The 21,673-nt window shown below is 72.8% G+C and carries 16 protein-coding genes; 3 read left to right on the plus strand and 13 right to left on the minus strand.

Annotated elements, in window-relative coordinates:
- Position 1: 1 nt before the first annotated feature.
- The 10 genes from BJ981_RS31675 to BJ981_RS31720 form a co-directional block, all read right to left on the minus strand.
- A complete protein-coding gene (locus tag BJ981_RS31675) occupies positions 2 to 259 on the minus strand; it encodes a hypothetical protein (protein WP_184617053.1) in 258 nt (85 codons plus the stop codon).
- Between the two features lie 188 nt (positions 260 to 447).
- The gene (locus BJ981_RS31680; RefSeq protein ID WP_184617054.1) at positions 448 to 1,299 is read right to left on the minus strand and encodes a helix-turn-helix domain-containing protein; all 852 of its coding nucleotides are present in this window, start codon (positions 1,297 to 1,299) and stop codon (positions 448 to 450) included.
- A gap of 82 nt (positions 1,300 to 1,381) precedes the next feature.
- Positions 1,382 to 1,615: a hypothetical protein gene (locus tag BJ981_RS31685; protein WP_184617055.1), complete on the minus strand. Its 234-nt coding sequence runs from the start codon at positions 1,613 to 1,615 to the stop codon at positions 1,382 to 1,384.
- A gap of 75 nt (positions 1,616 to 1,690) precedes the next feature.
- Positions 1,691 to 2,194 (minus strand): DinB family protein, encoded by a 504-nt coding sequence (locus tag BJ981_RS31690; RefSeq protein WP_184617056.1) that lies wholly within the window; start codon positions 2,192 to 2,194, stop codon positions 1,691 to 1,693.
- The gene (locus BJ981_RS31695) at positions 2,160 to 3,968 is read right to left on the minus strand and encodes an acyclic terpene utilization AtuA family protein (RefSeq protein ID WP_275422299.1); all 1,809 of its coding nucleotides are present in this window, start codon (positions 3,966 to 3,968) and stop codon (positions 2,160 to 2,162) included. The genes BJ981_RS31690 and BJ981_RS31695 overlap by 35 nt, the downstream gene beginning before the upstream one ends.
- Entirely contained in the window at positions 3,950 to 4,726 is a 777-nt protein-coding gene (locus BJ981_RS31700) for an enoyl-CoA hydratase-related protein (protein ID WP_184617057.1), read from the minus strand. The genes BJ981_RS31695 and BJ981_RS31700 overlap by 19 nt, the downstream gene beginning before the upstream one ends.
- A complete protein-coding gene (locus tag BJ981_RS31705) occupies positions 4,723 to 6,690 on the minus strand; it encodes an acetyl/propionyl/methylcrotonyl-CoA carboxylase subunit alpha (RefSeq protein WP_184617058.1) in 1,968 nt (655 codons plus the stop codon). Before BJ981_RS31705 ends, BJ981_RS31700 begins: the two co-directional genes overlap by 4 nt.
- 4 nt (positions 6,691 to 6,694) lie before the next feature.
- On the minus strand, positions 6,695 to 8,227 hold the full coding sequence (locus BJ981_RS31710; RefSeq protein WP_184617709.1) for an acyl-CoA carboxylase subunit beta: 1,533 nt from the start codon (positions 8,225 to 8,227) through the stop codon (positions 6,695 to 6,697).
- A gap of 143 nt (positions 8,228 to 8,370) precedes the next feature.
- Positions 8,371 to 10,002 (minus strand): serine/threonine-protein kinase, encoded by a 1,632-nt coding sequence (locus BJ981_RS31715; RefSeq protein WP_239139243.1) that lies wholly within the window; start codon positions 10,000 to 10,002, stop codon positions 8,371 to 8,373.
- A 53-nt stretch (positions 10,003 to 10,055) separates the two neighbouring features.
- The gene (locus tag BJ981_RS31720; RefSeq protein WP_184617059.1) at positions 10,056 to 11,414 is read right to left on the minus strand and encodes an FAD-binding oxidoreductase; all 1,359 of its coding nucleotides are present in this window, start codon (positions 11,412 to 11,414) and stop codon (positions 10,056 to 10,058) included.
- Positions 11,415 to 11,740: 326 nt separating this feature from the next.
- Between BJ981_RS31720 and BJ981_RS31725 the strand changes: the two genes are divergently transcribed.
- The 3 genes from BJ981_RS31725 to BJ981_RS31735 all read left to right on the plus strand — a co-directional run bounded on the left by BJ981_RS31725 (position 11,741) and on the right by BJ981_RS31735 (position 18,562).
- Positions 11,741 to 14,509, plus strand: coding sequence for an immune inhibitor A domain-containing protein (locus BJ981_RS31725; RefSeq protein WP_184617060.1), 2,769 nt, complete (start codon positions 11,741 to 11,743; stop codon positions 14,507 to 14,509).
- A gap of 188 nt (positions 14,510 to 14,697) precedes the next feature.
- A complete protein-coding gene (locus tag BJ981_RS31730) occupies positions 14,698 to 15,636 on the plus strand; it encodes a diacylglycerol/lipid kinase family protein (RefSeq protein ID WP_239139242.1) in 939 nt (312 codons plus the stop codon).
- A 358-nt stretch (positions 15,637 to 15,994) separates the two neighbouring features.
- The gene (locus BJ981_RS31735; RefSeq protein WP_311745884.1) at positions 15,995 to 18,562 is read left to right on the plus strand and encodes a collagenase; all 2,568 of its coding nucleotides are present in this window, start codon (positions 15,995 to 15,997) and stop codon (positions 18,560 to 18,562) included.
- Positions 18,563 to 18,665: 103 nt separating this feature from the next.
- Here BJ981_RS31735 and BJ981_RS31740 read toward each other — a convergent pair whose 3' ends face one another.
- Genes BJ981_RS31740 through BJ981_RS31750 form a run of 3 tightly spaced genes read right to left on the minus strand, consistent with a single transcriptional unit; the run spans position 18,666 to position 21,642 of the window.
- Positions 18,666 to 19,634: an ABC transporter ATP-binding protein gene (locus tag BJ981_RS31740; protein WP_372436906.1), complete on the minus strand. Its 969-nt coding sequence runs from the start codon at positions 19,632 to 19,634 to the stop codon at positions 18,666 to 18,668.
- On the minus strand, positions 19,631 to 20,665 hold the full coding sequence (locus BJ981_RS31745) for an ABC transporter ATP-binding protein (RefSeq protein WP_184617062.1): 1,035 nt from the start codon (positions 20,663 to 20,665) through the stop codon (positions 19,631 to 19,633). Before BJ981_RS31745 ends, BJ981_RS31740 begins: the two co-directional genes overlap by 4 nt.
- The gene (locus BJ981_RS31750) at positions 20,662 to 21,642 is read right to left on the minus strand and encodes an ABC transporter permease (RefSeq protein WP_184617063.1); all 981 of its coding nucleotides are present in this window, start codon (positions 21,640 to 21,642) and stop codon (positions 20,662 to 20,664) included. The genes BJ981_RS31745 and BJ981_RS31750 overlap by 4 nt, the downstream gene beginning before the upstream one ends.
- Positions 21,643 to 21,673 lie beyond the last annotated feature (31 nt).

Here is a 21,673-nt window from a genome sequence, read left to right on the forward strand (position 1 = left end):
GTCAGGCGGGCAGCGCGGCCAGGAGGTAGGCGAGGCGGGCGGCGGCGTTCTCGACGTCGTCCGCCGTGCCGAGCCGGTAGCCCCAGGAGGTGAGGAACACCCCGTCCGGGGTGCAGGTGACCACCTCGTTGAGAGTGCTGCTGAAGCGGTTGCGGACGCGTACCGTGACGGGGGTGCCGCCGAGGACGCGGACGGAGAGGTCGATGTGCTCGCGGGCCGCGAGAGCGAATCGCTCCAGGCAGGACATGGTGTCCAGCATGCTCAATCACCTCCGCTTCAACCAGAGAAGTCAGGATTGCATGATCTTGGCGAAGCGGGCAAGCAATTGTGTGGTTTAAGGGACGATTGTTAGTAGGCCGAATATTCGGGTCCTTCATCCGGCCTGGTTAGTGCACATTTATGCACATATTCCGGTTCTAGATCCTGATGTTATGGCCCCGCCGCTGGCTACCGCCCCACCGGGTCGGCGAAGTCCACGAGCACGCGGACGATCACCTCGCGCGCCTTCTCGCGGAACACCGCGACCTCGCACAGGTCCTCGAACGCGCCCGCGTAGAACGCCACGTCCTCGGCGTCGCGGAGCTGGAAGTCCTTGGTGCGCGTCGGCACGGCCACCAGCGAGTCGTTGTAGATCCAGAAGCCGTTGAGCAGCGCGGACGGCAGCTCGGCCGCGAAGGGGATCACCCCGAACTCGACGTTCGGCAGCGTGGTGACGGCGAGCAGCCGGTCGAGCTGGCCGCGCATCACGTCGGCGGGCGCGAGCCGGTAGCGCAGGGCGGCCTCGGGGAGCACGAACCGGAACCGCCGCTCCTGGTCGTAGAGGATCTCCTGGCGGCGCATGCGGACGCGGATCGCGGCGTCGACGTCGTCGGTGGCGCCGTAGACCCGGCGCACCTTGCAGAAGATGTGCCGGGCGTACTCGGCCGTCTGGAGCAGGCCGATGATGACGGCGGGCTCGAACACGCGGAAGAGGCGGGTGCGCGACTCCAGGTCGCGGACGTCCTCCTGGAGCGCGGCGAGCCCGCTCTTGTGGCGCTGCTTCCAGGACTCCTGCCGTTCGAGGAGCCCGACGGCCCCGGCGATCAGCTCGTCGATCACCTCGGACGTCGCCTCGACGGCCTGGCCCCACGACACCACGTCGTCCTCGGTCGCGGTCTGCCGGGCGTTCTCGATGCGCGAGACCTTGGACGCCTGCCAGTTCAGCCGCGCCGCGAGGTCCTTGCCGGAGAGCTGTGCGGTCTCTCGCAGGTGGCGGAGCCGGACGCCCAGGTCGACCCGCGCCTGCTGAAAGCTGCTCACGCTCACCCTCCGGTCGGCCACGGACTCGCAAGAGGGTAGACCTACAGCGGCCCGTGTGCCAGAGGGATCTCCCTATTCGTGATCAGCCGCCGCTCGGACCCGGTTCCTGGCCGGTCAGGACCGCGCGCGCGATCTCGACGAGCAGCGCGCGCGGGACCTCCACCGCCGACTCGCCGGGAAGGACCTCGCGCAGGTCGGCCCGGGCTTCCGGGTCGTTCACCGTGAGGCCCTGGACGACGATCGTGCCGCGGTCGGTCTCGTAGAGCGAGGGGCAGGCGCCGGCCTCCGAGGTGGAGCCGAGGAACCGAAGACGCATGAATATCCTCCTTCCCAAATGGCAACCGTAATGGTCACAATTGCGCGCAATTGTAGGTCATCGAGAGGTGCGCGATCAGTCGCCGGTGACGCCGTCCGCCATCTCGCGCAGGATGTCGATGTGCCCGTTGTGCCGGGCGGTCTCCTCGATCAGGTGGTGCAGGATCCAGCGCAGCGTCACGTGCGTGCCGTCCCTGACGGGCCGCTTGGCGACGGTGTCGAGGTCCAGGGACGCGACCAGCTCGCGGTAGCGCGCGCACTGCTCCTCGTACTCCGCGAGCAGCTTCTCCAGGGGGATCTCCACGGCGATGCGCATCTCGCGGTCCGGGTCGTCGTCGGTCCAGGGCGCGCGGTCCTCCTCGCCGAGGAGCCGCCACTCGATCCAGGCGAACTCGACCCACCGCAGGTGGCTGACCAGCCCGCTGATCGTCGTCAGCGGCGAGGTCGCCAGCGGGGCGCGGCGGGCGTCCTCCTCGGACAGGCCCTCGCACTTGGCGTGGACCGTGGCTCGCACGTAGTCCAGCATGGTGGTGAGTGTGGCGCGTTCATCCCAGGTGGGAGGAATGTCGGTTCGGCTCATGAATGGAGCCTCCTAGACCGGGGTGCGCCTGTCCAACGGATATAGGAATAGGGACCACCCGTGCCCGCAGTTCCTCGCCGAGCGCCTTCGCCTGGGCGTCCAGGCGCGGGCTCGCCGCGACGCCGGCGCCGAGCAGCCCGCGCACGACGAAGTTCAGCGCCCGCAGGTTCGGCAGGCGGTGCCGCTCGACCGTCAGCCCGGCCACCGACGGCAGGAGCGCCCGGAGCCGGTCGGTGGTGAGGAAACCGTCCAGCCAGGCGTACGCGGCGTCGGTGCGCACCCAGACCCCGAGGTTGGCGTCCCCGCCCTTGTCCCCGGACCTCGCCCCCGCGACCGTGCCGAGCGGCGCCTCCCTGACCGGCCCGGCGGGCGCGACGGGAACGGCGGGCCCGGCCTGCGGCCCGGCGTCCCCGGCGGTCCCGGGGAACGCGGGCGGGCCCGGGTCGCGCCACACGCGCCGGTCCCCGAACCACACCTCGGCACGCACCTGCCCGGCGGGCACGAAGCACGGCCGGTACACCCCGTACGGGGACGCCTCGCCCGGCGGGGTGAGCGCGTAGAACCCCGGATAGCCGGCCAGCGCGGTCTCCACCACGGCCGAGGAGAACGTCCGCCCCGCCTTCCTCGGGTCGGCGTCCATCACCGTGATCCGCAGCAGCGCCACCGCCTCCGGGCCCTCCGGCGCGCCGAGCGGCGTCAGCTCCACGTGAACCTGGCCGAACGTCTCGCGGGGCACCCGCGCGAACACCGCCTCCTCCGCCAGCCGCGCCTTGGCCGCGATGTCCAGGCCGGTGAGCACGAGCGTCATCGTGTTTCGGTGGCCGCCCAGGTGGTTGAGCGCCACCTTCAGCGTGTCCGGCGGCGGTTCGCCCCGCACGCCGCTGATCCGCACGCGGTCCTCGCCCTCCTGCGCCAGCCGGATCGTGTCGAAGCGCGCGACGACGTCGGGGCCGAGATAGCGCGGCGCGCCGATCTCGTACAGGAGCTGCGCGGTCACCGTGCCCACCGAGACCCGCCCGCCCGTGCCCGGATGCTTGGTGATCACGCTGGACCCGTCGGCGCGCAGCTCGGCGATGGGGAACCCGCAGCGCGGCAGGCCGGGCACCTCGGTGAAGAAGGCGTAGTTGCCGCCGGTGGCCTGGCAGCCGCACTCGATGACGTGCCCGGCCACGACCGACCCGGCCAGCGCGTCCAGGTCGCGCGGCCCCCACCCGTACCGCCACATGCCCGGCCCCGTGACCAGCGCCGCGTCGGTCACCCTGCCGGTGACCACGACGTCCGCGCCGTGCTCCAGGGCGGCGGCGATGGGCCGGCCGCCGAGGTAGGCGTTGGCGGTGAGCGGCTTGTCCTCCGGCCGGTCGCCGGTGCGCGGCGGCACGCCGAGGGCGGCGAGGTCGCGCCCGGACAGGTCGTCGCCGGTGACGTGCGCCACCCGCGCGGACAGGCCGAGCCGGTCCGCCAGCTCGGTCACCGCCGCCGCGCATCCGGCCGGGTCCAGGCCGCCCGCGTTGGAGACGACCTTGACGCCCCGGTCCAGGCAGGTGCCGAGCACCTGCTCCATCTGGGTGAGGAAGGTGCCCGCGTACCCCGGACGGCCCTTGCGCCGGTTGCCGGCCAGGATGAGCATGGTCAGCTCCGCCAGCCAGTCCCCGGTGAGCACGTCGATCGGCCCGCCCTCGACCATCTCGCGGGCCGCCGACAGCCGGTCGCCGTAGAAACCGCCGCAGTTGGCGACGCGCAGCGGCGCCGCGGCCGTCACGGGGAGGGGACCCACGCGGCGGGGCGCTTCTCCATGAACGCGCGCAGCCCCTCCTGCCCCTCGGCCGAGGTGAACCGCTGGGCCGACAGCTCCGCCATGCGCCGCATGCCCTCCTCGACCGGGATGCCGGGAACCTCGCGGACCAGCCGCTTGGTGATCGCCAGCGCCTCCGGGCCGCCGCGCATCAGCATGCCCGCGTAGCGGGCGACGGCCGCGTCCAGCTCCTCGGCGGGGACGGCCCGGGTGAGCAGGCCGATCTCGGCGGCGCGCGCGGCGTCGAAGACCTCGCCGGTCATGAAGTACTCGGCGGCGGCGCGCGGCTCCACCCGCCGCAGCACGGTCACCGAGATCATGGCGGGCACCACGCCGAGCCGCACCTCGCTGAACGCGAACGTCGCCGAGTCCGGCGCGAGGGCGAAGTCGCACGCGGCCACCAGCCCGAGGCCCCCGGCGCGGGCGGTGCCGTTCAGCCGGCAGATGACCGGCTTGGGGCTCTCCCAGATCAGGCTCATGACGTCGGGCAGCGCCCCGGTGACCGGCGCGTCGCCCGGTCCTCCCGCGGGCGCCTGCTCCTTCAGATCGGCTCCCGAGCAGAACACCGGCCCCGCGCCGGTCAGCACGACCACGCGGACGGCCTCGTCGCCGATGGCGTCGGTCAGCGCCCGCCGCAGCTCGGCCAGCAGCCGGGTCGACAGGGCGTTCCTGTTGGCGGGGGAGTCCAGCGTCACGGTGGCGACCCCGCCGCCGGTCTCCAGGCGCACCAGCGCGGTCACGGCGTCTCCTCGGCGGTCTCGATGACGGCGAGGACGGTCCCCGCCGCGACCTGAAGTCCCGGCGCGGCGTTCAGGGCGGACAGCACTCCCGCGGCGGGGGCGCGGACCTCGTGTTCCATCTTCATCGCCTCCAAGGTGAGGATCGTCTGCCCCGCCGCGACCCGGGCCCCGGGCGTCACCGCGACGCGCAGGACCGTGCCGGGCATGGGGGCGAGCAGGGAGCCCGGCGCCAGGCGCGCCGCCGGCTCGGGCAGGCGCGGCAGCGGCGTGAGCCGCGCCGCGCCGAGCGGGGAGTCCACGTGCACGGCGTCGTCGTAGGCGGCCACCTCGAAGCGCCGGCGCACCCCGGCGACCTCGAGGACGACCCGCGCGGGCGTGGCCGAGACCAGCGTCACGCCGTCGAACCCCTCCGCGCTCAGGCCCGCCCGGGTCAGGCGGTAGGCGACCTCGACGCGCCCCGCCGGGCCTTCGAACGCGGTGCGCTGCGGCTCGGACGGCACGTTGCGCCAGCCGCTCGGCAGCCCGCCCATCACCGGCGCGGCGGCGCGGCGCCCGGCGGCGAGCGCCAGCGCGGCGGCCAGCGCGGACAGCGCCACGTGCCGCGGCGGCCCCTCGCAGCCATCGGCCGGGTCGAAGGTCTCCAGGAACCCGGTGTGGGCGTCGCCGGCGAGGAACGTCTCGTGCCGCAGCACGCGGACGAGCAGGTCCCGGTTGGTGACGGGACCGTGGACGCGGGCGCGGGCCAGCGCGGCGGCCAGCCGCCGCGCCGCCGCCGCCCGGGTGGGCGCCCAGGCGATCACCTTGGCGAGCATGGGGTCGTAGTGGACGTCCACCCGCGAGCCGGTCTCCACCCCGGAGTCCAGCCGCAGCCCGGACGCGGCCCCGCCCGGTGGCGGCCCGAACCGCGCGTCCACGCCGGGGATCTCGAACAGGCCCAGCGTCCCGGCCTGGGGACGCCAGCCGTCCGCCGGGTCCTCGGCGTACAGGCGGGCCTCGATGGCGTGGCCGGACGGCCCGGGCGGCGCGGCGGGCAGGCGGGCGCCCTCGGCGACCTCCAGTTGCAGGCGCACCAGGTCCACGCCGTACACGCACTCGGTCACCGGGTGCTCGACCTGCAGCCGCGTGTTCATCTCCAGGAAGGCGACCGTGTCGCCCTTGACCAGGAACTCCACGGTCCCGGCCCCCACGTATCCGATGGCCTCGGCGGCCTTGACGGCGGCGGCGAGCAGTTCCTCGCGCACCCGTGGCGCGAGCCCCGGCGCGGGGGCCTCCTCGACGACCTTCTGGTGGCGGCGCTGGATCGAGCAGTCCCGCTCGCCGAGCGCCCACACCGTGCCGTGCGCGTCGGCGACGATCTGCACCTCGACGTGCCGGGCGCCCTCCAGCAGGGGCTCGGCGAACAGCGTGCCGTCGCCGAACGCCGCCAGCGCCTCGCGCCCGGCGGCCTCGGCGGCCTCCGCCAGCCCCGACGGGTCGCGGACGACGCGCATGCCGCGCCCGCCGCCGCCCGCCGACGCCTTGAGCAGCACCGGGAACGGCAGGTCCGCGGCGGACCCGGGCGCGGCCGAGGGGAGCACCGGCACCCCGGCCGCGGCCATCAGCGCCTTGGCCCCGATCTTGGCGCCCATCGCGGCGATGGCCTCCGGCGGCGGGCCGACCCAGACGAGCCCGGCGTCCAGGACGGCGCGGGCGAACGCCGCGTTCTCCGACAGGAACCCGTAGCCGGGATGGACGGCGTCCGCGCCCGTGCCCAGCGCGGCGGCCACGATCGCGGCGGCGTCGAGATAGGTGTCCGCGGGCCTGGTCCCGGGCAGGCGGACGGCGTGGTCGGCCTCGGCGGCGTGCGGGGCGGAGGCGTCGGCGTCGGAGAACACCGCGACGGTCTCGATGCCGAGGTCGCGGCAGGTGCGGAACACCCGTCGGGCGATCTCGGCGCGGTTGGCGACCAGCAGGCGTCCGATCACGGGCTCACATCCGGAAGACGCCGAAGCCGTGCCCGGCCGGCGCGGGGGACCCGGCGATGACGGACAGGCACAGGCCGAGCACGGTGCGGGTGTCGCGCGGGTCGATCACGCCGTCGTCGTACAGCCGCCCGGACAGGAAGAAGGGCAGCGACTCGGCCTCGATCGTCTCCTCGACCGTCCGCCGCATCGCCGCGTCGGCCTCCTCGTCGTAGACCTGGCCGCGGGCCTCGGCGGCGGCCCGGCCCACGATCGACAGCACCCCGGCGAGCTGCGCCGGGCCCATGACCGCCGACTTGGCGCTCGGCCAGGTGAACAGGAACCGCGGGTCGTAGGCCCGCCCGCACATGCCGTAGTTGCCCGCGCCGTAGGAGGCGCCCATCACGACGGTGAGGTGCGGCACGGTCGAGTTGGACACCGCGTTGATCATCATCGCGCCGTGCTTGACGATGCCGCCCCGCTCGTACTCCGTGCCGACCATGTAGCCGGTGGTGTTCTGCAGGAACAGCAGAGGCGTGCGCGCCTGGCAGGCGAGCTGGATGAACTGCGCCGCCTTGCGCGCCTCGTCGCTGAACAGCACACCCCGGGCGTTGGCGAGGACGCCGATCGGGTGCCCGTGCAGCTCGGCCCAGCCGGTGACGAGGCTCTCGCCGTACAGCGGCTTGAACTCGTCGAACTCGCTGGCGTCGACCACGCGGGCGATGACCTCGCGCGGGTCGAACGGGACGCGCAGGTCCTCCGGGACGACGCCGAGCAGCTCCTCCTCGTCGTACACGGGGAGCCGCGCGCCGCCGGGCGGGGGAGCGGGCGGGCGCCGGCCGAGGCGACGCACGACGCGGCGGCCGAGCCGCAGCGCGTCGTGCTCGTCCAGCGCCAGGTGGTCGGCGAGGCCGGAGACCCGGGCGTGCATGTCGGCGCCGCCGAGCGACTCGTCGTCGGCCTCCTCGCCGGTGGCCATCCTGACCAGCGGCGGGCCGCCGAGGAACACCTTGGCGCGCTCCTTGACCATGATCACGTGGTCGCTCATGCCCGGGACGTACGCGCCGCCCGCCGTGGAGTTGCCGAAGACGATCGCGACGGTGGGCACGCCGGCGGCCGACAGCCGGGTCAGGTCGCGGAACACCCGCCCGCCGGGGATGAAGATCTCCTTCTGGGACGGCAGGTCGGCGCCGCCGGACTCGACCAGGTTGATCAGCGGCAGCCGGTTCTCCAGCGCGATGTCGGCGGCCCGCAGGGTCTTGCGCAGCGTCCAGGGGTTGGAGGCGCCGCCCCGCACGGTCGGGTCGTTGGCGACGATCACGCACGGCACGCCCTCGACCACCCCGATGCCGGTCACCACGCTCGCGCCGACCGGGACCCCGGCGCCCCACCCGGCCAGCGGGGACAGTTCGAGGAACGGCGCGTCCGGGTCGAGGAGCAGTTCCACCCGCTCGCGGGCCAGCAGCTTGCCGCGCCGGTGGTGGCGCTCGGCGTACTTCGGGCCGCCGCCCGCCACCGCCTTGGCGTGCTCGGCGTCCAGGTCGCGCAGCCGGGCCAGCATGGCCGCGCGCCGCGCCCGGAACTCGGCGCTCGCGGTGTCCAGCCTGCTGTCGATCACGCGTCACTCCCCGGGATGCCGGTGCCCGTGGCCCAGACCGTAGTACACCGCGGCGGCGCGCACACGGCCCGGCACGGCCCGCCCCGCTAGCCGCAGTGGGACCAGCCGCTCTTCCAGGACGCCCCGCCGTACCCGCCGCCCCAGATCACGCACACCTTCTTGGCGGCCTGGCGCACCGGGCCGGCGTAGGCGGTGAAGCTCCCGGCGTCGGTCACGGCCGTGCCGCCCTTCACCTGGAGGGTCGCGCTCATCTTCACCTTCTGCGCCACCACGTACTTGGACAGGGTGACCACGCAGTTCTTCGCCGCGGTCGCGTTGTAGAGCAGGTAGGTGGTCGCCGCGCCGTAGGAGTGCGAGTCGATGACCTTGTACCCCGACCCGCACACCTGGGCCGCGGTGTACGGGTTCGGCTTGGGCGTGGCGGTGGGCTTCGGGGTGGGCTTCGGGGTGGGCTTGGCGGTCGGCTTCACCGTGGGCGTCGGCTTGACGGTGGGCGTGGGGGACGGCGCGGGCGTGCGGGTGGGGGAGGGTGTGGCGGTCGGGGTCGGCTTCGGGGTGCGCGACGGGCGCGCCGCCGGGGTCGGGACCGGCGTGGGCGTGCGCGCGGGCCGCGCCGCCGGGGTCGTGGCCCGCCGGCCGGGCGTCCTGGCCGGGCGCGAGGGCTCGTCCGGGGAGGGCACGGCCGACCAGGTGCCCTCGACCTGCCCGGACGGGCTCTGCGTCACCGGCGGGGCGGCCGAGGAGGACGAGGAGCCGAGCGACTGGGCCAGCACGACCGTGCCGCCGCCCAGCACGGCGGCGGCGACGCCCGCCGCGACCGGCAGCAGGACCGCGCGCCGGGCGCGCGACGCCCCCCGCGTGTCCTCAGGAGCCGGGGGCGGGGCGTGGGGACGGCCCATCAGGTGGGTGACCACGTCGTCGGCCGTGGGGCGCGCGGCCGGGTCCTTGGACAGGCACGCGGCCACGATGTCGCGCAGCGGCGGCTCCAGCGCGCCCAGGTACGGCGGCTCGTTGAGGATGCGGTTGATCACCGCGGGGATCGAGTCCGATCCGAAGGCCGCCCGTCCGGTGGCGGCGAAGACCATCGTGACGCCCCAGGCGAACAGGTCCACCGCCGGGGTGACGGCCCCGCCCCTGAGCTGCTCGGGGGCCAGGTAGGACGGGGTGCCGAGGGTGTCGTGGGTGACGGTCGCGCCGGGGGAGTCCAGCGCCTTGGCGATGCCGAAGTCGATGACGACCGGCCCCTCGGGGCCCATGAGCACGTTGGCGGGCTTGAGGTCGCGGTGCAGGACGCCCGCGCGGTGGATCGCGGCGAGCGCGGTCGCGGTGCTGATCGCGAGCCGGTCCAGGGCGGCGCCCTGGCGCGGGCCCTCGCGCTCGACGAGCTCGCGCAGCGAGGGGCCGGGCACGTACTCGCTGACGATGTACGGCCGGTCGCCGGCCAGGTCGGCGTGCAGCACCGAGGCCGTGCAGAACCGGGCGACCCGCTGCGCGACCGACACCTCGCGCAGGAACCGGCCGCGGGCCTCGGGGTCGCCGGAGAGCCGCGCGTGCAGCAGCTTGATCGCGACGTGCCGCCCGTCCGGGGTCCGGCCCAGGTAGACCACGCCCTGCCCGCCCTCGCCGAGGCGTCCGGTGAGGTCGTGGACGCCGAGGCGGCGCGGATCGTCGTCCCTGAGCGCCTGTACCACCTCGACCCCCGATATCGCCCTTTTCACGCCTTGTGGGATAGAACGCTACCAGCGGGACGACTGAGAGCGCGGGGTCGCGGTCAGATGGCCTTGCCGGGATTCAGGATGTTCAGAGGGTCGAAGACCTGCTTGATGCCCCGCTGCACCTCGTCGGTGACCGGCCCGCTCTCCAGGCCGAGCCAGCGCCGCTTCAGCAGCCCGACGCCGTGCTCGCCCGTGAGGGTGCCGCCGAGGTCCAGGGCGGCACGGAAGACCTCGTCGGCCGCGGCCCAGACGTTCTCCGGCGGCTCGGGCAGCCCCCGGTCGAAGATGAACACCGGGTGCAGGTTGCCGTCGCCGGCGTGGGCGACTGTGCAGATCAGCACGTCGTGCCGGGCGGCGCTCCGCTCGATCTCACTGATCATGTCGGGCAGCGCCGAGCGGGGCACGCAGACGTCCTCGACCAGGCACGCGCCGAGCCGCTCCTTGGCGGTGTAGGCCAGGCGGCGGATGCCGATCAGCTCCTCGGTCTCCTCGGGCGTGGAGGACACCGCGACGAAGCCCGCGCCGTTCTCCTCGCACAGGCGCGCCATCGCGCTCGCGTCGCCGGGCGCGTCGCCCTCGGCCTGCGCGATCAGCATCGCCTGCACGCCGTCCTCGAGGCCGATGTTCTTCCAGTCGTCGATGGCCTTGAGCGTGCCCCGGTCCATCAGCTCCAGCAGCGACGGGCGGCACCCGGCGGCGACGATGGCCGCGACGGCGTCCCCGGCGGCGCGCAGCGAGGGGAACTCGGCGGCGATCGTGACCGGCGGCAGGGCGGGAGCGCGGCGCAGGCGCAGCGTGGCCGCGGTGATGACGCCGAGCGTGCCCTCCGAGCCGACGAACAGGCCGGTGAGGTCGTAGCCCGTCACGCCCTTGATCGTGCGGCGGCCGGTGTTCAGCACCCTGCCGTCGGCCAGCACGACCTCGAGGCCCAGCGTGGAGTCGCGCGTGACGCCGTACTTCACGCAGCGCAGCCCGCCCGCGTTGGTGGCGAGGTTGCCGCCGATGGTGGAGATCTCATGCGACGAGGGGTCCGGCGCGTACATCAGGCCGTGCTCGCGCGCGGCGCGGTCCAGGTCGGCGGTGATCACGCCCGGCTCGGCGACGGCGATCTCGTCGGCGGGGGACAGCTCGCGGATGGCGGTCATGCGGGCGAGCGAGAGCGTCACGCAGCCGTCCACGGCCGTCGCGCCGCCCGCCAGGCCGGTGCCCGCTCCCCGCGGGACGACGGGCACGCGGTGCTCGGTGGCCCAGCGCAGGGTGGTCACGACGTCGTCACGGGTCTGCGCCGCCACGACGCACAGCGGCGTCCCCGGCCGGAGGAACGTCTGGTCGCGCGCGTAGGAATCGGTCACGTCGGGATCCGTCAGGACCCGTCCGTCCGGAAGGGCGTCGACCAGGGCAGGGAGAGCGTTCACGCCTGCGACTGTACGTGCTGTCCCGGCGTGCCGCCGACCCGGGCACGGGGGGATTCGCCCGGACGTATGCGCCGGTCAGGCGAGGTCATCGGTGTTCCGCAAGTACCGAAAATTCGGGCTTTTCCGGGATCATGATGACGATTTCGCAACATCCTTGGTTGGCTTTACTCTACCTTTACTTTTTCCTCTAACGTCCGCTTTGCCGATTCTTGGGGGTTCCGACGGAGCGCTCCAAGTCTCCACGTTGGCGCGTCCATCCCGGCGCGTCTAGGACGTCGCCCGGCGAACCCGGGTGAAGCCCGGTAAGGGCGGAGGAGGAAACCCTGTTGTCACGCAAAATCAGGCGGCTCATCGCTGTGCTGCCGGTCGTGGGGCTGGCGGTGGCCGGGCTCTCGGTAACGGCGGCAGCGGCACCGGGGGACACCACGGTCGCGCGGTACCAGCCGAAGCCGAGCGATTACTACATCAATTACGCCTCGCCTCGGGTGCAGAGCGACGTCGCGGCGAAGTCCACCGAGAAGGTGCAGACCAACGCCAGGCTGCGCGGCGCCCCGAACGCCCAGGAGTTCGACCGTAAGTTCGCCGAGGGCAACCCGGTCGCGGCGCGCGTGCTCGCCAAGCGCGAGCAGGAGGCCGTCCGCACGGGCAAGAACCCTTACGAGTGGCTGTACAAGAAGGCGAAGACCACGACGAAGGCCAAGCTGCTCACGCTGCTGGTCGAGTTCAACGAGAACGCCAACGACGACTTCTCCGGGTTCAGCCACCCGAAGACGATCAACGACGCGAACGACTGTGTCACCGAGCCCCCGGGCACCAAGATCAGCGGGCCGCTGCACAACCAGATCCCCGACCCCGCCAAGGCCGCGGGGGGTGGCAAGGACAACAACGCGATGTGGGTGAAGGACTTCAACAACGCCCACTACAACGACATGCTCTACTCCAGCAAGGGCATCACCAAGCGCGTCCGCACGGACCTGCGCGACCCTCGTGACGGCAAGCCGGGCATCGACATCGCCGGCTACACCATGAAGAACATGTACGAGGAGATGTCCAAGGGCGCCTACACCGTCAGCGGTGAGGCCCTCGGCTGGATCAAGGTCCCGCACTCCGAGGCGTGGTACGGCGCCGGCGCCTGCGGCGCGGCCGTCCAGGACACCTCCGGCCACCCCGACAACCCGCGGGGCGCCGCGCAGCTCGGCATCGACGCGGTGAACGAGCTGGTCAAGTCGAACCCCGGCTTCAACTGGGCCGACTACGACCAGGAGGACACCTCCGACGCCGACGGCGACGGCAACTTCAAGGAGCCGGACGGCGTCATCGACCACCTGGTGCTGGTCCACGCCGGTGAGGACAAGTCCGGCGGCGGCGGCGCGCAGGGCACCTTCGCGATCTGGGCCCACTCCAGCGCGATCCCCGGCGGCTACACCATCCCGGGCACCAACGTCAAGATCTCCAACTACATCGTGCAGCCGGAGAACTCGGGCGTCGGCGTGTTCGCCCACGAGTACGGCCACGACCTCGGCCTGCCGGACCTCTACGACGCGACCGGCGCCGGCGACAGCGACGTGGAGTTCTGGGACCTCATGTCCTCCGGCTCCCACGCCGGCCCGATCTTCCAGTCCATGCCGACCCACATGGGTCTGTGGGACAAGTGGGTGCTCGGCTGGGCCAACCCGAAGGTGCTCAAGCCGGGTGACGGCAGCAAGCTCGTCACCGTGGGCCAGACCTCGCGCACGCCCAAGCTGACCGAGGACGGCGTCCGCATCAGCCTGCCCGACAAGGACGTCACGCTCACCACGCCGCACAGCGGCGCCAAGGTGTGGTGGTCGGGCAACGACCAGGACTGGGCCGACGTCAAGCTCACCCGTGACATCGCCGTGCCCGCCGGGAACGACAGCAAGTTCTGGTTCTGGAACGACTACACGATCGAGGCCGACTGGGACTACGGCTTCGTCGAGGTCTCGGCCGACGGCGGGACCACCTGGTCGGAGCAGAAGGTCTACGGCGCGGGCGGCGAGCTCGTCTCCACCGACGACGGCTACGCCGACCCGAACAAGCGCATGAAGGACTACGGCAACAAGAAGTACGGCCTGACCGGCGACTCCGGCGGCTGGCAGCACTACTACGTCGACCTGGCGCCGTTCGCCGGCAAGAGCGTCAAGCTCCGCCTGCGGTACGCCACCGACGCCGCCGCCGAGGAGCGCGGCTGGTTCGCCGACGACTTCTCGGTCGTCAGCGGCGGCTCCACGGTGTGGAGCGACGACGTCGAGTCCGGCGCCAACGGCTGGACCGCCGTCAAGGGCACCTTCACCGACACCTCCGGCGTGGGCTGGACGCAGCACAGCGGCTCGCTGAAGAGCGCCCAGTACTACCTGGCCGAGTGGCGCAACCTGGACGGCTTCGACCAGGGCCTCAAGTACACCTACGACACCACCTGGAACCGCCAGGGCGCCTGGAAGGTCGAGAAGGTCCCCTACAACGCTCCGGGCCTGCTGGTCTGGCTGCGTGACGAGGCGATCCCGCTCAACAACCCGGCCTCCAACATCTGGACGCTCCCGTCGCCCGGTTCCAAGGGCAAGCTGCTCCTGGTGGACTCCCACTTCGACCCGCTGCGCCGCTCCGGCGAGGCGGCCACGGTGGACACCAGCGTGCTGAAGAACATCCCGTCCCGCCCGCAGGCCTCCAACGCGGCCTTCGGCTTCATCAAGACGTACTCCTTCAAGGAGTGCATCGAGGGCGCGGCGTTCACCGAGTACTGCACCCAGTTCAAGCCGCAGAACCCGGTGACGGCCTTCACCGACGCCAAGGGCTGGTACCCCGGCCTGGAGAACCGTGAGGACGGGCTGTACTACCGCTTCCGCGACGGCTCCGTGGTCGTCCCCTCCAAGGGCAACCAGCAGTACTCCCTCCGCGTGGTCAACCCCGACGGCACGCCGGCGACCGACCTGTACGGAGAGAGCGTCAACGGCTTCACCCTCGGCTCCGGCAACCCCGGCGACGAGGGCAAGGCGGTCGGCGCCAAGATCCAGCTCATCGCGCCTCTGCCGGGCAACCTCGGCGTGATCGCGCAGTTCACCGCACCGCCCGCCAAGTGATCGTGAGCCCGGCCGGCCCGTGACGGGGCGGCCGGGACACGCACCGCCGGAGCCCGCAGAGGCTCCGGCGGGGCACCGCGGGACTCCGGGACGGGTACGGCATGGCCGTGCCCGTCCCGTACGCTGTGCACGACCGTTGCGGCGAGCGCACGGCATGTCCCCCGCGACTTTCGAAGGACGGCAGATCGGTGAGCGAGCTGCGGAGCAAGGCGGAGCACACGGCGGCGATCCGCGAGCTGCGCCGCGCCGTCCTCGTCGTGAACACCCGGTCCCGCAAGGGCCGCCACAGCTACTTCGAGGCGCTGCGCCTGCTCGAGGCGGAGGGGTTCCGGCCGCTGCGGTCCTACGCCGTCATGGACCCGACCAGGCTCCCCCAGACCATCAAGGACGCCCTGGACCTCCAGCCGGACCTTCTGGTGGTCGGCGGCGGCGACGGGAGCCTCAGCGAGGCCGTCAAGCACGTCGCCCACCGCGACGTCGCCCTCGGCGTGCTCCCGCTCGGCACCACCAACAACTTCGCGCGCAGCCTCGGACTCCCGCTCGACCTGGCGCTGGCCGTCAAGGTGTTCAGCCGCGGCAAGGTCGCAGACATCGACCTCGGCATGGCGGGGGACCGCCCGTTCGCCAACCTGGCGAGCTTCGGGGTGTCGGTCGAGGTCGCGGGCCGGGTCAAGCCCTGGCTCAAGCGGGCCCTCGGCCGCGCGGCCTACCCCCTCACCGCGCTGGCCCTGCTCCCCGGGCACAAGCCGTTCCGCGCCTTCATCACCGTGGACGGCCGCCGCCACGAGCTGCTGACCCACCAGCTCAACATCGCCAACGGGCGCTACCACGGCGGCTGGCAGATCGCCAAGGACATCAGCATCGACAACCGCCGCCTCGTCGCCTACCAGCTCGGCTCGGGCAAGCGGCTGCGGCTGATCGCCGAGACCATGGTGCGGGCGACCAGCGGCCGGTGGCGCAGCCTCGCGGGCGGCCCGTTCGTGACCGGCGGCGAGATGCTGCTGGAGACCGAGCCGCCCATCGCCGCCGACGTCGACGGCGAGGTCCGGCTGCGCACCCCCATGACCATCCGCACCATCCCCAACGGCCTCCGCGTCATGGTCCCCCCACGCTTCGTCGACACCTGATCCCCCATCGCGCCGACGCCTGATCTCACGCCCGCGTTCCTCGTGGAGAGCTGATCGGCGCATGGCTTCCCGTCCCGCGTCCGGACCTGGGCCGGAGGCTGCGCCGGTAAGCCGTCGGTGATTTTTCATGATCTTGGGGGATGTGTAGGCGTTCGGGCCATCGCCCAGACTTATGCATTCATTTATGACCATCCGGTGAACGGCGCCCGCACACTCGGGCTGCGCGTCGCCGCACGGATGAGCGACGCGGGGCCGTCAAGGCCGGACGCCCCGCCAGAACGAGTTCCCCGGGGCGATCCCTTCCGGTCCGCGTGCCCGACCTCACGCCTGTTCCTCGAACACCCCCCGGAGGTTGTACGTGAGAATCACGAGTTTCCGCCGTCGGGCGGGCGGTCGCCTGCCCGCGACGGCCGCCGCCTGCCTGAGCCTGGGGCTCGCGCTCCAGGTGCTGGCGGGCACCCCGGCCGGCGCCGCGGAACCCCCGCCGTCCCCCGCCGCCCGCACCGCCACCCAGCCCCCGCCGGTCTCGCCGGGCTTCGTCAACGACGGCGCCGACCACGTCCGGCGCACCCCGAAGGCCGCCAAGGACCGCGCGCCGCTGCCCGCCGCCAGGGACGCGCTGCGCCAGGACTACGACCGCGCGCCGATCTCCGCCGAACACCCGCGGCCCTCGATGAGGGGCCCCGCCCTGGCCGGCGCGGCGGCGTGCGCGCCCGCCGACTTCGCGGGCGGCACGGCGGCCGCTCTGGCGGACCGGGTCAGGGCCGCCACCACCGACTGCGTCACCTCGCTGTTCTCGCTGAGCGGCGCCGACGCCCGCGGCGCGTTCGCCGAGCCCCGGATGGCCGCCGTCGCCGCCGCGCTGCGCGGCGACGCCACCGCCTACACCGGGGACGACGGCGCCGGCGCCGTCCGGCTCCTGCGCTACCTGCAGGCCGGTTACGCGGCGCAGCGCGCCCACCCCTCCGACGTCGGCGCCTACGGTGCCACGCTGCGGACCGCGACCCGCGCCGCGCTCGACGCCTTCTTCGCCAACCCGCGTTCCACGACGGTCGGCGACGCCGCCGGCGAGGTACTCTCCGAGGCGGTCACGCTGATCGACGCCGCCCGGGAGAACGCCCGCTACCTGCGTGTCCTCCAGCGCCTGCTCGACGGCTACGACGCCTCCTACGACGCGCACTGGTGGATGGTCAACGCCGTCAACAACGTCTACAACGTGCTGTTCGGCGGGCACTCCGCTCCGGGCTTCGCCGCCGCGGTCCAGGCCGACCCGGCCATCCTCGGCACCCTGCGGGGCTTCGCGGTCGAGCACCTCGGCCTGCTCGGCACCGACCGCGGCTTCCTGACCGCCAACGCCGGACGCGAGCTCGCCCGGTTCCTCCAGTACCCCGCGCTCCGGGACGCCGTCCGCCCGATGGCCAAGGACCTGCTCGGCCGCACCCGCCTCACCGGGCCGACCGCGGCCCTGTCGGTCGGCGTGGCGGAGATGGCGTCGTCCCTGGACAAGGCGTCGTGCGGCTACTACGGGGTGTGCGACCTGCGACAACGGCTCGCGGTGGACGTCCTCACGGTCACCTACACCTGTAGCTCGTCGCTGCGGATCCGCGCGCAGCAGATGACCTCCGCCCAGCTCAGCGGCACCTGTGCCAGCCTGGCCAACCAGGACGCCTACTTCCACTCCATCGCCAAGGACGGCAACCGCCCGGTCGCCTACGACTACAACACCACGCTGGAGGTCTGCGTCTTCGACTCCAGCACCGACTACCAGACCTACGCCGGGGCGATGTTCGGCATCGACACCAACAACGGCGGCATGTACCTGGAAGGCGACCCGTCGGCGTCCGGCAACCAGCCCCGCTTCATCGCCTACGAGGCCGAATGGGTGCGCCCCACCTTCGAGATCTGGAACCTCAACCACGAGTACACCCACTACCTCGACGGCCGGTTCAACATGTACGGCGACTTCACCGCCGGGGTGAGCACGCCGACCATCTGGTGGATCGAGGGCTTCGCCGAGTACATCTCCTACCACTACCGCGGCGTCCGCTACGACGCCGCCATGACCGAGGCCGGCTACCGGACGTACGCGCTCAGCACGCTGTTCGGCACCACCTACTCGCACGACACCACGCGCATCTACCGCTGGGGCTACCTGGCCGTCCGGTACATGATCGAGCAGCGTCCCGCCGACGTCGCCACCGTCCTCGGCTACTACCGGTCGGGAAGCTGGAGCACGGCCAGGTCGTTCCTGACCGGTAGCATCGGCACCCGCTACGACAGCGCGTGGTGGACCTGGCTGGCCGCGTGCGCGGCGGGCACCTGCCCGGGCGGCGGCGGCGACCAGGCGCCGACGGCCGGCTTCACCTACACCGCCAGCGGCCTGACGGCGAACTTCACCGACACCTCCACCGACGACGGCACGATCGCCGCGCGCCAGTGGGACTTCGGCGACGCCACCTCCTCGACCGCGGCCAACCCGTCGCACACCTACGCCGCGGCCGGCGCCTACACGGTGAAGCTGACCGTCACCGACAACAGCGGCAAGACCGGCACCGTCAGCAAGCAGGTGACGGTGAGCACCGGCGGGACGTCCCTGCCGGAGTGCGCCGCGGCCAGGACCGACGAACTCGGCCGCAACTGCCAGCGGGGCAACCTGTCGGCCACCACCGGGAACTACAAGTACTTCTACCTGTACGTCCCCGCCGGGGTGTCCCGGCTGACCATCACCTCCTCCGGCGGCACCGGCAACGCCGACCTGTACTACAGCTCCAGCTCCTGGGCCACCACGTCCGCCTACAGCCAGCGCTCGGCGAACGCCGGCAACGGCGAGAGCCTGGTCGTCGGCAACCCGGTGTCCGGCTACCACTACATCAGCCTGTACGCGACGCAGGGCTTCGGCGGCGCGGCCGTCCAGGTCCAGTACTGAGAGGAGACCGTGGGGGAAGACCGACGCCCTGACCGGGGATGATCGGAGAAGCCGGGGCCGGACCATGAGTCCGGCCCCGGCCTTGTGCCCGGTGCGGAGCCCGTCAGACCTCCGGGTAGTGACAGGCGACCTGCCGGCCCCGGACCGGTGTCAGCACCGGGGCCTCGGCACGGCACCGGTCCCGCGCCTTGTGGCACCGGGGCGAGAAGGCGCATCCCGGGGGCGGCGCCGCCGGGCTGGGCGGGTCGCCGCGCAGCACGATGCGCTCCCTCGTGGCCTCGGTGTCGGGGTCCGGCACGGGGATCGCCGATAGCAGCGCCTTGGTGTAGGGATGCGCGGGATCGCGGTAGATCGGCCCGCGGTCGCCGATCTCCACGATCCGGCCGAGGTACATGACCGCGATGCGCGCGCAGACGTGCCGCACCACCGCCAGGTCGTGGGCGATGAACAGGTAGGCGAGGCCGAGCTCCCGCTGGAGGTCCTTCAGGAGGTTGACGATCTGGGCCTGGATGGACACGTCCAGCGCCGAGACGGGCTCGTCGCAGACGATGAGCCTGGGCTTGGAGGCGAGCGCGCGGGCGATGCCGATGCGCTGCGCCTGCCCGCCGGAGAACTCGTGCGGGTAGCGGTCCACGTGCTCGGGGGACAGGCCGACCAGCTCCAGCATGTCGATCACCCCCGCGCGGTCCAGCAGCCGCAGGGGGCCGGAGACGATCTGCCGGACGGTCTGGCGCGGGTTCAGCGACGCGAACGGGTCCTGGAAGATCATCTGAAGGTCGCGGCGCAGCGGCAGCATCTCGCGCGGCCCGAGGTGGGTGACGTCCCGGCCGGCGAAGGTGACGGTCCCGCCGGTCGGCTCCAGCAGGCGCACGATCATGCGCCCGGTGGTGGACTTGCCGCACCCCGACTCGCCGACCATGCCGAGCGTCTCCCCGTGCCCGAGCCCGAAGCCGACGCCGTCCACGGCCCTGACGCGCGTCCCGCGCCGTCCAGGGAAGGTCATCCGCAGGTCGCGGACGGTGAGGAGAGCGTCGTCCGCGGCCTGCTCCCCGCGTTCGGTGGTGGTTCTCACTGGGCTCCTTCGGGGAAGTGGCAGGCGACCTTGTGCCCGGCGCCGCTCAGGCCGGGACGTTCGGTCGCGCAGACGGCCGGGCGCCGGGCGTCGGCGAACCGCGAGCAGCGCGGGTGGAACCGGCAGCCGGGCGGAGGGGTCATCGGGGACGGCGGCGCGCCCGCGATGGCCGGGAGCCGCTCGCCGCCGTCCGCGTCCACCCAGGCGGTGCCGGGGACCGAGGCGAGCAGCCCCTGGGTGTAGGGGTGGCGCGGCGTCTTGAAGAGGGCCCGCGCCCCGGCGTACTCGGCGGTGCGCCCCCCGTACATCACCAGGACGTCGTCGGCGACCTGCGCCACCACCCCGAGGTCGTGGGTGATCATGATGACGGCGAGCCCGCGCTCCTCCTGGATGCGGGCGATGAGCTCCAGGATCTGCGCCTGGACGGTCACGTCCAGCGCGGTGGTCGGCTCGTCGGCGATGAGCAGGTTCGGCTCGCACGCCAGCGCCATCGCGATCATGACGCGCTGGCGCATGCCTCCGGAGAACCGGTGGGGGTACTCGCGGGCGCGGCGGCGCGGCTCGGGAATGCCCACCTCGGCGAGCATCTCCACCGCGCGCTCCCGCGCCGCCCTGCGCGAGGCGCGGCGGTGCAGCCGGTAGGACTCGGCGATCTGCTCGCCCACGGTGTAGCAGGGATGCAGGGACGACAGCGGATCCTGGAAGATCATCGACATCCTGCTGCCCCGCAGCGTCCGCAGCCGCTCGGCCGGCGCGCCGACCAGCTCCTCGCCGTCGAAGACGATGGAGCCGGTGACGGACGCCGTGCGGTGCAGTCCGAGCACGGCCAGCGAGGACACCGACTTGCCCGATCCGGACTCGCCGACGATGCCCAGCGTGCGCCCCTGACGCACGCCGAACGACACTCCGTCGACGACCCGGACCGCGCCGAAGGAGACGCACAGGCCGGTCACCTCCAGCAGCGGGGCCGCGGCCTCCCTGGCGTGCGCGTGCGGCCGGGACGCGCCGGCCGGCGGGACATGGGCGTTCACGAGTACCTCACCCGGGGGTCGATCAGGACGTAGAGGAGGTCCACGACGAGGTTGGCGAACACGATGAAGAACGCCGCCAGCAGCGTCGTGCCGAGGATCACCGGCTGGTCGGACTTGACGATGCCGTCGTAGGCGAGCCGCCCGATGCCCGGCAGGCCGAACACGGTCTCGGTGATCATGGCCCCGGCGAGCAGCCCGCCCAGGTCCATGCCGAAGATCGTCACGATCGGGGTCATCGCCGCGCGCATGCCGTGCTTGACGACGACGGTCCGCTCGGGCAGGCCCTTGGCGCGGGCGGTGCGGATGTACGGCTCGGCCAGCGTCTCGATCATCTGCGCGCGGCTGAGCCTGGCGTACAGCGCCGCGTACAGGGCGGCGAGCGTCACCCACGGCAGCACGAGGTTGCTCGCCCACGCCGCCAGGTCCTCCCCGGGCGGGACGTAGGCGGGATAAGGCAGGATCCCGGTCACCCGGACGGCGACGAGCAGCAGGAGCATCGCCACGAAGTACACCGGCAGCGATGCCGAGGTGAGCGTGGCGACCATCAGGGAGCGGTCCAGCCGGGTACCCTGCCGCAGCGCCGACAGCACCCCGATGGCCAGGCCGGTGACCAGCCAGAGCAGGGCCGCGCCGATCGCGAGCGAGACGCTGGCGCCGAGCCGGTCGACCAGCAGGTCCCAGACCGGCAGCGAGTTCTGGTAGGAGAAGCCGAAGCACGGGAACCCGCACTCGACGCCGGACCCGAGCGTGCGGCCGGCGAAGACGCCTACCACGTACGCGCCGAACTGCTCGTGGATCGGCCGGTCCAGCCCCATCTGGGCGCGGACGTCGGCGACCCGCTCCGGCGTGCACGTCTTGCCGCACGCCTGCAGCGCCGGGTCGGCGGGGATCACGTAGAAGATGAGGAAGGTGACGGCGCAGATCACCAGCAGGATCCCCGCGGCGGCGAGGAGGCGCCGGGCGAGATAGACGATCACCGCGGTCCTCCGTACGACATCCCGGCCATCG

The sequence above is a fragment of the Sphaerisporangium krabiense genome (assembly GCF_014200435.1).
GTDB lineage: Bacteria > Actinomycetota > Actinomycetes > Streptosporangiales > Streptosporangiaceae > Sphaerisporangium > Sphaerisporangium krabiense.

Bases quoted from the DNA above. Each gene is read 5' to 3' on its own strand.
- BJ981_RS31675 (WP_184617053.1), bottom strand. From the start codon at position 259: ATGCTGGACACCATGTCCTGCCTGGAGCGATTCGCTCTCGCGGCCCGC.
- BJ981_RS31685 (WP_184617055.1), bottom strand. From the start codon at position 1,615: ATGCGTCTTCGGTTCCTCGGCTCCACCTCGGAGGCCGGCGCCTGCCCC.
- BJ981_RS31690 (WP_184617056.1), bottom strand. From the start codon at position 2,194: ATGAGCCGAACCGACATTCCTCCCACCTGGGATGAACGCGCCACACTC.
- BJ981_RS31710 (WP_184617709.1), bottom strand. From the start codon at position 8,227: ATGCTGGCCCGGCTGCGCGACCTGGACGCCGAGCACGCCAAGGCGGTG.